The sequence below is a fragment of the Paenibacillus macerans genome, from assembly GCF_900454495.1.
In the GTDB taxonomy this organism is placed as follows: domain Bacteria; phylum Bacillota; class Bacilli; order Paenibacillales; family Paenibacillaceae; genus Fontibacillus; species Fontibacillus macerans.
This window is the reverse complement of the sequence record NZ_UGSI01000002.1, coordinates 1,327,784-1,339,409: the sequence shown is the minus strand read 5'-3', so window position 1 is coordinate 1,339,409 and position 11,626 is coordinate 1,327,784. Positions and strand designations below refer to the sequence as shown.

Here is an 11,626-nt window from a genome sequence, read left to right as displayed (position 1 = left end):
AGTTAAAACGATAATATAATACGCCTGACGATCTGTCAAGCGTATTATATATACTGATTTAATTTAAACTGAAAATGCGGTCCATAAATAATGTGTATTTTTTCAATCTCCATGCCGTCCTTGCTATATACAGTTCCTCTGGCCTCAAGCAAAGGAATTGGACTGTCCAGCTCCAATCTCTCGCACATTTCATCATTGCTTATAATGGGGTTGATATCCAAAACTACATGATGTGGAAATATTTGATATTCCTTACGTAAGGTTTGATATAGAGAAGTACTATTAAAATCAAACTGATCAATACCTTTAAATAGTTCAAGAGGAAGCATGGATTGATCGATGGTCAACCATCTTGTTTTGTCATTTAACTTTGTTCCACGTACACGTTCCAGTTTAAAATAGGTAATATTGTTTTCTATAACAATTTCTTTTTTCAGCACTCTAGTAACAGGTTGTTGGTTCTTCTTTAAGGACAGATCGGTAAACCCTTGAAAGTTCCAAAGATTCTGTTTGGTTTGACGCAGCCTTACAAAAGCACCTTTCCCCTGTTCTTTTTCCACAAGTCCTTCTTTCACCAATTCTTCAACGGCTCTTCTTATGGTACTGCGTGTAATACCGAAATCTCTCATTAACTGATTTTCCGAAGGCAACACTTCACCCTCTTTTAAACTGCCATTTAAGATTTTTTCACGTAATTTATTTTTTAACTGAACATATAACGGGATATCATTATACTTGTTTAACATTTCATTTTCCCCTAAGCATTAATAGTGTTACATAAATATTTCTTAACCATTATAACATATTCCAAACTATTGACTCTCAGAAAATTACAACGCTTTCCGGTTCCTTTTAATTATTTTAACCTGTGTAATTGAGGTAATACGGCGCGATATGCTAAGATAACAATAAATAAAGGAGTCGAGTGCCATCGGCTCCCTGCACAACATTTGGGTGGGAAACCTCCAAGATAATACGGAAGATAACCCGTTCCCTTGGCAGCTAACCTGGGCGGGTTATTTTCGTTTATTCAGATAAGTGGGCAACGCGAGGAAAACATCCCGAGCATAAGCACTTCCGAAAACAAAAATTTAGTGTGCTTGACCGGCTCGGCTCTGACCATTAATTGCAAATCATACAACTAACTTCATATCCATTTGCCTAATCGTTAGTTTAATTGCATTTCATACATTTATTTCCTGGTCTCTTTGCCTCTTCTTCGAAATATAGCGGAATAATTGCAGGTTTTACACTTAAACAAGCGCTGTGCCAGCATTTGCGGATAAGTAACTGTACTTTTTGCAACTATTCCATTCAACAATGACCAAGTAAGCCGGAGTTTGGGAAAGAGCGACGCGAACTCCTAGTTTAGAAATTGCTTACACTCTGATGACTCTACTCACCGTTAAAAGAAAAACACCACAATAGAAGCAACTTGCTCATAGTGTGGTGTTCAAAGAATTGCTCATGTAAAGCGAAGTTACCCCTACGTAAATATCGTTGCAACAATCAAAATAAATCCTATCACCAGGCCGATAGGGCCCCAGTAATGCATAGGGATAAAAAACAGACTATGCCGGAATCCCATTTGGTAGCGTTGCCCCGTTTCCATATCAACCAGCACTTTACCCGCATCGGCGTTAAGCGCTTTTCCTATATACCAGATAATCACTCCCGACACGATGAACACAAAAGCCAGCGGCAGCCGGGCATCTATTATGTCAAGCCCCAGAAGGGACACTAAACCATTGACAATAAAAAACAAAACCCCTGGGATAACGATATTTAATATTCCCAGCCCTTTCCAAATAATCATGCAAAAACTTCCTTTCTTAGAATCAACCCTTATTCAGGTCCAATGACAAACACATCATATTCCAAAATAGCCTCTTGCAGTTTCTTCTTATAGTCCTTGGGCGTGCCGTCTTTGTTGTGTTCATCGAACGTCCGCGATTGCTCGGCCCGCTGCAGCAAATCGGTGGCGGAGGCTTTCACCAGCATGATTTTATGCTTCAGCATATTTCCATACGAATTATAAGTCTCCAGCCCTTCCTGCTTTACCCGCTCCGGATCGTCAGCCAAGGCGATATACTGGGCTACTTCTTCTGTAAGCCGATCGTACAGAACCCGGTAGGATGCGGCATCGAGGCCGTTTAATGTCTCCGATGTCACGCCCTGCCTGATCAGTTCGTCTTCAATCGCTTCCGCTGCCATGATCGATGCAAGCGCATGGTACCGGATCATCTGATCGTTTGCCTTGAAATCGGCGAGATCCAGCTCTCGCTGCTTCATTAGTGCGGATGCAGATTAACCGTGAAGTCTTCCGCAAGCGGCTCCCAATCCTTCAGCAGAACCTGCAGCTGTTCATGCAGCGTTTTCCCCTTCGCAAAATTGTCATCGACGTAAAATTTGAACCTGTAATAAGTATCGATTTCGCCAAGCATCTTGACCAGATCCTCCAGCTTCGGAGCAAGCTTCGTTACGGCGTCATCGACCTCGGGCAAGGCAGGCTGTTTAGCGGCCAATTCCGTATACTCCGCCAGTTTATAGGTCTCTTTAAGCTCCAGATTTACGCCCCACTCCAGATGAGCCTCTTTGCGCAGAGCGAATTTTTCCTTATGTCCGAACCGTTCTCCGTACCGTTCCAGAACATCGGCTATTTCGCCATGGATATAAATATCCAGGGCGCTATAGCCGGCATATTTCCGTGCCGCCGCTTCCGTTCCGGGATTTTCTTCCTGGGTGGAGGCAGCCGGCTTTGTTCCTTCCGGCCGGATGATCTTCACCAGCTCCAGCGGCGCCTGGCAGGACGAGAGCAGTACAACCAGAAGACTTAAAGATACAACAATCCCCCACCTTGATCTCACGCTTTTCATCGAATTAATTCAAGCCCGCTAAACTGCTGGTGGTATTGTAGGCATCCACGAGGAAAGAGACCTTGCGGTCAAACGTCGACAAAATCGCATTAGACCCGCCTGTCGTCACTTTGCCTTCCGTGTCGCTGTTAATCTCCGGATCCTGTTCCCGCAAAATTCTGAGAATGTCGGTTGCCGTTACTTTTACCCCTTCTATGCTTGTCGGGAATATTTCGAGATTTGACCATCCCTCTTTCTTCCGTTGATCGGCATCCTTGGAATACTCAAAATAATGCTCGATATCCTCGGTCAGCAACTGATACAATTCCTCATATTCCTTAACATCGAAATCCAAAACGTTTTCGTCCCCGACTCCCTTATTGTAAAAAGCTTCCTGAATCTCCTGTGCCCGCAATACGATGCTCATCGCGTAGTAGCGTATCAGCATATCTTCATCCTTCAGCTTCTCCGCATCCGCATACTTGCGCTCATTCGTGATCTCCGCAAATGCTTCGTTGAATTGCTGCCCCACCTCTATGTACTTCTCAAACAATGAAATAAAACGCGTATGTAGTTCGCGGCCTTGTTTAAAATCGTCATCGACATAGGTTTTCGCCGTGTAGTAGTTTTGAATGTCATTATTCGTTTTCATCAAATCTATGATAATCGGCATTAACTCTTTTACTTTCTCATCCGTTGCACCATAAGACGGTTCGGCGGAGGCAAAATCCAATGTTTTCCCGGCACTCTCGATCACGGTCGGAATAAACGGCGTTGTGCTGTACCCGTCAAACCTGTCATCGATGTAAATTTCCTTCTCCGGACCGAACTCCTCCACATACCTGGTGAAAACAAGGTCATACATCCCACCGTTAATCTGATTGCTAAGGTCAATGTAATCGTTATACTTAAGCGTATCCTTCACCTCGTCTCCACCGGCCGCCCCCGTAAGTTTCCCCGCTGCCGGCAGGCTGCATGCCGTTGTCGCTATCGCGATCAACATCATACACAAAAACAAATTTACAACTTTCTTCACTACGTTCTCTCCCTTTTTTGTCGTAATCTCGAGTCTCCCCGCACCTTTAACTATATCGGCTGGAAGCGGCGGATTTGAATAGGGGGTGGGAATATTATTCACGCGGACAAAAACAAAAAACATCTGTAAATCCCGTGCTGTACAGGATATGACAGATGTTTCTCCCAAGCCTTCGGCCCGCTTGGCCAGGTGGTTATTCTGGACTTCTCTATTTCGTATGGAGCTCCAGGACCACTTTCCGAACTTGGTTAGGATGGGTTTCGATGAGCTCGATCGCTGCACGAAAATCCTCCAACGCAAAACGATGCGTGACAAAAGAATTCACCGCGATCCTCCCGCTGTTAAACCATTCTATCACTTCAGGAAACTTGCCCGATTGCAAACGGGAGCCCGCGATGGTTACTTCTTTCTTAGTAATGGGCAGCTGCGGTATTTGCGAAGGGGTCTCGCCAAAGCCGAGAACGACGACCCGTCCGGCCACAGAGGTCATTTCCACCGCCTGTTCGAAGGTTTTTTCCGTACAAACCGCATCGATCGTTACGTTCGGACCTAATCCGCCCGTTATGCGCTTAATCTCGTCGGCCACATTATCGGTAAGCGGATTCAAAGTATAGTCGGCGCCAACTTCCTTAGCATATGCCAGCTTCTCATCGCTTAAGTCGGAAATCACGCACACCGCGCCTTTGAGTTTGGCGACCTGCAGCGCACACAATCCGATCGGACCCGCTCCCATAACAAAAACATAATCTCCAGCCCGGACATCGCCACGCCAGTTTGCTTGGGCACCGATCGTAAACGGTTCGACCAAAACCGCCTCCTCCCAAGCTAAGCGATGGTCCACTTTATGCACTAAATGCTCGGGAAGGACGATATATTCCTGGAAGGAGCCGTCCTTGTGAACTCCGTACACCTGCAGCTTGGCGCACACATTTTTGCGGCCGGCTTTGCAGGCATAACATTGTCCGCAGGTTTCGATCGGCTCCATGACCACCTTATCTCCGGGTAACAGCCGGTGGACATCCGCGCCGATTTCTTCGACTTCCCCAGCCATCTCGTGGCCGATTACGCGCGGGTAGGTGGCTACCGGAGAAGTCCCGTGATAAATGTGCATGTCGGAGCCGCATATGCCCACCATACGAACTTTAATCAACACCTCGTTACCGTGAATAATCCGCGGCATTTCTTTTTCGATCAGTCTCATTTTCCCCGGTTCCACAACTTGGATCGCTTTCAATCCACTCACTCCGTTCCCTTATAATTTAGGTTTATTTAAGCAATCGTCCGTTCCGTGGCAAGCTTCACTTTTTTATCCTTAATGGGCTTTACGAAAAAAGCGACACACAACGCCCCGATCACCGCCAGCCCGCCTGCCAGAATGAAAGCGCTTGTAAAATGACCTGTCGTTTGCACGAGCATTCCCGTAGCCGTCGGGCCGATGATGCCGGATGTATTTGCAAGAAAATGCATGAAGCCGCCGACGCCGCCCACCCGCTCTTTTTCAACCGTATCTTGAATAATCGCCCAGTACGTAATCGCTGTAAGATACAGGAAGAATACCGCCGCTGCCATCAATGAAACCGCGGCAGCCGTGGTGTTGACCAGACCGGCAAAACCGATACTGACCGCAGCGCCAAGCAAACATGTGACCAATACGACTTTGCGGGAGAACATGGCATTGCCTGTCTTTTTGTAAAGAAAATCGATAATGAAGCCGCCCAAAGCAAAGCCGAGAAATCCAACCGTCCACGGAATCATCGTGGCAAAGCTCATCTCCTTGATGTCCAGGCCCCTGGCCTGAATCAAATAACTCGGGAACCAGGTCAGGAAGAAAAACAAGATATAGTTGTAAGCAAAAAACGCTACCGACGTAAACAAAACCGTCGGATGTTTCAAATAAAAAGAGAGCGGGGTTTTGGTTTTGCCGGCCGGAGCAGGCTGTACCTCTTTTTCATCATCAGCTTCATCGTCTGCAACGTCCTTCGGAGCATCCTTCACGCATTTGAGCCAGAACGCCGTCCAAATCAGACCTATAATCGTAATCAGGACAAAGGATACTTTCCAGCCCCAAGTCAAAGCAATAATCCCGACGATAGGACCCGAAATGGCTCCGCCCAGCGAGGTTCCGGCCATGGAGATCGATAAAGCTCTGGCCCGGTATTTCTTCGGAAACCAGTTATTACCATTTTGCTTTGCGAGGAGGAGAGCGGACCTTCCCCCATCCCAAACAATACGCGCGCAATAAACAAAGAGACAAAGTTGAAGGTAGCGGCGGTTAAACCGGCAAAAAGCGACCAGAATGTCATGGAATAACCGAGCACCTTTTTCGGGCCGAACTTGTCGGACAAGAAACCGCCTATAAAGTTAAAGAGAGCGTAACCAATAAAGAAGCTGCTAAATAATAGGCCCATCTGAGCCGCATTGAGCTGAAAACTTTTCTGAATAAATGGAGCTGCGACGGAGAAAGCCGAGCGATCCAAGTAATTAATAACTCCCGCCAAAAACAGCAAAACCAGAACGATGCCACGCCCTTTAGATAACATGCGCTGTTGACTCCTTTCAATTATGGAATTTTGTCGCCACTCGTTTATTAAACGCCCGAGCAGGCCATAAATCCGTCGTCAATATGTACGGCCAGCCGTGGGGTGAAATTGCCGATCGCCGCCTTCGCCGCACAAATTGCTTTTTCCAATTAACATAAAGCGCTTTCTTATAACTGCTTCATCTGTACAGACTTCTTAAGGCCAGCCTTAAGTGAAATACTAGCATACATTATGCTAGTATACAAGTTGAAGTTTGTGATCATTTTGTCACTCCCCGAAAAATAGTTCTTTTGCCCCCTGCTCCTATTTTTCTTCTAAAATTTAACTGTTAGCGGAATTATTGAAACGCTATAATGCTAATGATCATTTGCGTGGATTTAGAGAAAAAAAGGAGAGAAAAAGATGTTGAAAAAATGGCGATTATTCTTGATGATTGGCATTCTTATGGCGGTATCTGCGGGCTGGAATAACGGAGTATCTTATGCGGCTGCAGAATACGCTTGGGATAAGTATAAGGGCACGGAAGTCAGGACCTATAGACTCACCGCAGTACCCGGAAGAGCAGGATCTATGGATCAGAAAACGTTTTTTGCCGCGATCGGCGAAACCCCAAATGTATACGGAGGGTACACCGGCTATAGAACGGGGAAAACAACTGGGGTTGCAACCGTGAGTGTAACGGAAGGGGTTTATAAATATACGGTTGTTGATTTTATTCGCGATGTGGAGCCGGAAATTGTAGAATACGTCAATCCAAGGGGCGGGATCCCCCACCGCTGGAACGGAACCGATGATATTCGCATTTTCATGAGAGGGTCGGAAGCGGCTGCTTTGGCAGAGTTGTTTTATGAGGGGACACCAAGTGAAGGACGATATCAGTTTAATGCTGACGATGTTTATTTGGTTACGTTCTGGTCCAGTACGGTAAGGCCGATCAGTGGAATGTCCGCTGAAGCGTTAATCGAGGAAGGAGAACCTGCGTTTATAAATCGAGAGTTTGCAGGTCAAGTAACAAGCGAAGATCCTGCGGCTTATCCGCAAGATGGAATTTCAAACGGCTATTATTACGTTTATAAGGGTTCTCAAACACTCAATTACCAATGAAAACCATTGTTAAGTGATAGGGAATTATGGCTTTAAAAGGTATGTTTCTAAAACCACTTTTTTTGCTGGTTTTATTCACTCCCAGGGAGATTCTTCCGATAATCCAAGTATATACAGTTTGGTGTTTTTTGTAATGGGAATGAAAAGTCGTTTGAAAAAAAGTGCTAATTTTCACAATTGACATGGGGGTGCAGCCGAAGAGTAATTCGGTATTGTCTCGTAGAGGAGGTGCAATGATCTGAAATAATGAAGTGTGAAAAAAAATTAAACCGGATTAGGCGTTACCTGGCTGGTCTACTGGCGGTGTGGCTGTTCTGTATGCATAGTGTTCCCGCTTTTGCGGACAGAACCTTTAACGATATTGAACACTCCTATGCGGCCGATGCGATCGAGGCCATGGCTGCCAAAGGTTACGTTACTGGTTATAAGGATGGGAGCTTTCGGCCTTTGCAATTGATTTCGCGGCAGGAATGGGCAAGCATTTTCGCTAAAACCTTAAAGCGAATACCGACTAACAAAGAGCTAGCTTCTTTTCGCGATGTGTCCCCATGGGCTCTCCCTTATGTACGGGTCTTGCAGGAAGAGAGCATCACTAAAGGAATCGGCGGCCAATTATTCGGCGCCAAGCGCAATCTGACTCGCCAGGATATGGCCGTATGGTACGCCAGGTATTTCGGGGTTTCTGAAGATATCCCGTCCCCCGGTATATCCAGCTTTGTGGACCGGTCCGATATATCGGACTATGCGCAAACGAGCGTGTGGCTGATGGAGCAATTAGAGCTGATAGAGGGAGATACGAATCATTATTTCCATCCCAAACATTTTGTGACACGGCAGGACGCTACGCTGGTTGCTTATCGGGTATGGCTTGGCGGTGACGATCTGAGAGATCGGGCCAAGCGTTTAATGGATGCATCGGGAAATGAAGCTGCAATGGCGAATCAGCCGGCCAGCCCGCCTGAACCGAATACGGCAGCGGTCGATCTGGCGCCGGAAATTAGCGGCCGGCGTGCGAATCCGCAAATCGCGGAGCCCAGAAGCCATAGTCCCAGACCTGATCCACCGGCCGGTCCGGTAACACCGACAGATCCGGCAACACCAACAAAGCCGAAGCCGGAACAGCCAGGGATACCGCCGGAGCCTGGTCTCGACCCGCCTGTGACACCACCGGTGACACCGCCAACAAATCCGTCTAAACCACCGGTGCTTCCAGTAGGTGATCCTCCTGTGGATTTTGTGGCGGATGAGGTCGTCATCAAGGCGCCGGAGCTGGTAAATCAACCGGAAACGTATCCTTCGTATCAGCTGTCCTTTCAGCTCTACAAGGAGGGGCGGCCGGTAAGCATTCCCGCGGCCAGCGTCACAAATGTTACTTATGCATTTAGCGATGAATTAGGGGTTTTTGATGAACAAGGGAAAATCGCCCATGCCGAGCTTATTCCGGCGGCTGACAGCTTCATTCCTGTAGGGATAAAAATCACCGTTGCCAAGCCCTATCAGGTACTTACAGCCCAGACCAAGCTGATCGTAAAAGGAAAAGCTCCTCCAGCAGAGGACCCGAGTGTAATCAAATCCGTATACTTGGCCACGTATACCATTCCGCAGTCCCCTACTCTAGACCCTGCAGCCTGGAGTATGCCCTATGTATTTCAGAATGCCAAGGGAGAGGTTATACCACCAAGTCAGTTACCGTCGGACTTGAAGCTTCGGATCGAGGATTCCAGGGGAATATTTGACGAGGATGGGCACATCGCCAACCTGCATCTGATTCCTGCAGTGAACTCCGTCATTCCGTTCAAGATCGAAGTTGAATCGCCATCCCAGGGAATTCACTTCATATCCGATGCCGAATTAACGGTAGTACCCGGAGAACGCCAAAAACAATATTTTGCTGTCTCGCTAATGCTGCAGGGACAAGATCCGGGCAGTACGACCACGGTAGAGCAAATCGAGCAGGCTCGTCAATTGCTGATGGACCGCTTTGGCCCTAACATAAAAGTAACTTGGGCTATGGAAAATCGATTTGTTTTCGTAGAAACGAATCGCCCGCAGCTTAAAAAGGTGTTGGAATACGTCGATCAGTATGGTGATGAAGTCGGTATTCTGGACGGGTATCCGAATAACCTGTATGAGCTCCCTTTTTGGGAATTGCGGATGAACGAGTGGTTGTATATGTATCGTTATAATGCGCTTAATGAGCTGCACCAATCCGGTACGCTGGGATCACCTTCGGTGTTTGAAAGCATGGATACGGACCAATATCGGAAGTATCTGCCTAAATCACTGACCAGCTTTACGGTGAATCCCGAGCAAACCCAATGGCTTAAAGATCACTTTAAGATCACTTCCGCGATGGGATGGTCGGCTACACAATATAATGTGAACGGCATGTATGGCGAGGGTTCGCCTTTGATGCCTTACTGGTCCAATAAGGACAATCCAATGGTCCCTGCGCAGGGATTTACTGATAATAGCGGTACCGTATTCATGAACTCGATTACGATTGATCCGATTGGATCACGCTATACCCAAGATTCCTCACGCTGGACTCTCCATCCGGGCGACCCGTATGTGAATGAAACGGATGCGGCACCACAACTGTATATAGCACGACAATATTTAGATAATCCGTTTCAACGTATAAATACGGTAAACTACATGTCCATTATTTTGGACATCAACTGGCTTGCCAGCAACCATAACATGTCGCAAATCTGGGAGAACTTTGTGAATCACTTCCCTGCCCACCGCGAGGTCGAGATTGTGGGCGTGGACGGACTGAAACAGATTTATGAATCATCAGCCGGATCAAATAATGATCATGCGGAATTTACGCTCATGTTCAGAGGCTCCGGCATTAAGACGGCTATGGACTTCAATAATTCGCCGGCCAATCTGCGCTATTTGTGGACGGAAAACGCCTCACAGCGGATTATTTTATCCAAGGAAGATGGAGACGAAGCATGGTCTATTATTGATTTCACCGACTATACCCGCGTTCCGGTTCCAAAGACACCCTACAACCTGGATAAGAACACGGATGTAAGTTACGTCACCGGCAGGAACTTCAAGCTAAACCCAACGGCTCCGTTAACAGCGGAGGAAATTCAACGCATAAAGGATCGTTTGAAGGAGATTTACTTCGCGGAAGAAGTGAATTATCAGTGAGAGCCTGAGCCGGAGGGTGTTTTGGAACCTTTAGGTTAAAGAACAAGAACCGAGAGCATATCGCTTTCGGTTCTTGTTTTCATTCTACGCTTTGAAAATAATGCGAGTACTTCTTAACCAAATCCGGTGTGCAATATTCAAGCGACGTAATGTGCTCTCTGAGCAGTCGTTCCGTTTTCTCTTCATCATTAACGGTTATGGCTTCGAATATAGCCTCGTGTTCGCTTACAAGCTGATTCATATGCTTCGTTTCCAGCAGCTCTAAATACCGCATGCGGTTTAAATGACCGCGCATTTGATTGATGATCGATATCAACGTGGAATTTCCCGTAAGCTCCAATACCGCACTGTGGAAACTCTCATCAAGCTCAAGGAACCTATCGAAGTTTTGTTCATCAATGATTTTTCGATGCTCTTCCAAGATCCCCTTGATCTGCTGATACGCCTTCTCGAAGGCAGCATCGTTTGCGTTCCACTTCCTGGCCGCTTCTTTAAAAGCGCTCACCTCAAGACTTAAACGTACAAAGCGAGCCTCCTCAATCTTCTTCTTGGACATATATGCGATTCGGGCGCCGCGCTGCGGCAGGATCTCGATTAATTCCTCTGTCATCAAACGGCGGAAAGCCTCCCTGATCGGTGTCCGGCTTACCCCCAATGTGCTGCCTAACTCCGATTCAAATACGAGCTGCCCCGGTTCCAACTGCAGCGTAACAATGGCCCCCCGAATAACGTGATAAGCGTGATCGGACAGAGTGTTTCTATTTTTGGAAATGTTCGGTAAATTCATAACCGCGCATGGAGACACGAGACTTTAGTCGTGTGAGGTATTGCGCTCGGCATGAGGGCTACCCATCGGTAGCTCGAAAGCCGAAAGCTCCATGCCTCCTCCTTTCGTCATGAAGATTCAACCATTTTCCACTTGA

9 protein-coding genes and 1 pseudogene are annotated in these 11,626 nt (G+C 46.9%); 2 read left to right on the top strand and 8 right to left on the bottom strand.

From position 1 onward, the window contains the following. Positions 1–44: 44 nt before the first annotated feature. The 7 genes and pseudogenes from DYE26_RS29175 to DYE26_RS29145 form a co-directional block, all read right to left on the bottom strand. Positions 45–746 carry a GntR family transcriptional regulator gene (locus DYE26_RS29175; protein ID WP_036619920.1) on the bottom strand — a complete coding sequence of 234 codons (702 nt, stop codon included), beginning with the start codon at positions 744–746 and terminating at the stop codon, positions 45–47. A 740-nt stretch (positions 747–1,486) separates the two neighbouring features. Next, entirely contained in the window at positions 1,487–1,816 is a 330-nt protein-coding gene (locus tag DYE26_RS29170; RefSeq protein ID WP_036619918.1) for a hypothetical protein, read from the bottom strand. A 29-nt stretch (positions 1,817–1,845) separates the two neighbouring features. After that, positions 1,846–2,292 carry a DUF3829 domain-containing protein gene (locus DYE26_RS34610; protein WP_036619916.1) on the bottom strand — a complete coding sequence of 149 codons (447 nt, stop codon included), beginning with the start codon at positions 2,290–2,292 and terminating at the stop codon, positions 1,846–1,848. After that, entirely contained in the window at positions 2,292–2,876 is a 585-nt protein-coding gene (locus tag DYE26_RS34605; RefSeq protein WP_036619913.1) for a DUF3829 domain-containing protein, read from the bottom strand. Before DYE26_RS34605 ends, DYE26_RS34610 begins: the two co-directional genes overlap by 1 nt. Positions 2,877–2,880: 4 nt before the next feature. Further along, positions 2,881–3,891: a YiiG family protein gene (locus DYE26_RS29155; protein ID WP_051985274.1), complete on the bottom strand. Its 1,011-nt coding sequence runs from the start codon at positions 3,889–3,891 to the stop codon at positions 2,881–2,883. 208 nt (positions 3,892–4,099) lie between these two features. Next, positions 4,100–5,125 (bottom strand): zinc-binding alcohol dehydrogenase family protein, encoded by a 1,026-nt coding sequence (locus tag DYE26_RS29150; protein ID WP_036619910.1) that lies wholly within the window; start codon positions 5,123–5,125, stop codon positions 4,100–4,102. Between the two features lie 35 nt (positions 5,126–5,160). Then, positions 5,161–6,431, bottom strand: a pseudogene (locus DYE26_RS29145) (MFS transporter). A 402-nt stretch (positions 6,432–6,833) separates the two neighbouring features. Between DYE26_RS29145 and DYE26_RS29140 the strand changes: the two are divergent. Beyond that, positions 6,834–7,535: a hypothetical protein gene (locus DYE26_RS29140; protein ID WP_036619907.1), complete on the top strand. Its 702-nt coding sequence runs from the start codon at positions 6,834–6,836 to the stop codon at positions 7,533–7,535. Positions 7,536–7,781: 246 nt separating this feature from the next. Then, complete coding sequence (locus DYE26_RS29135; protein WP_036619906.1) at positions 7,782–10,703, top strand: S-layer homology domain-containing protein; 2,922 nt, start codon at positions 7,782–7,784, stop codon at positions 10,701–10,703. A gap of 79 nt (positions 10,704–10,782) precedes the next feature. On the opposite strand, the gene DYE26_RS29130 is transcribed toward DYE26_RS29135, so the two are convergent. Beyond that, positions 10,783–11,490: a GntR family transcriptional regulator gene (locus DYE26_RS29130; protein ID WP_036619904.1), complete on the bottom strand. Its 708-nt coding sequence runs from the start codon at positions 11,488–11,490 to the stop codon at positions 10,783–10,785. Positions 11,491–11,626: the final 136 nt, after the last annotated feature.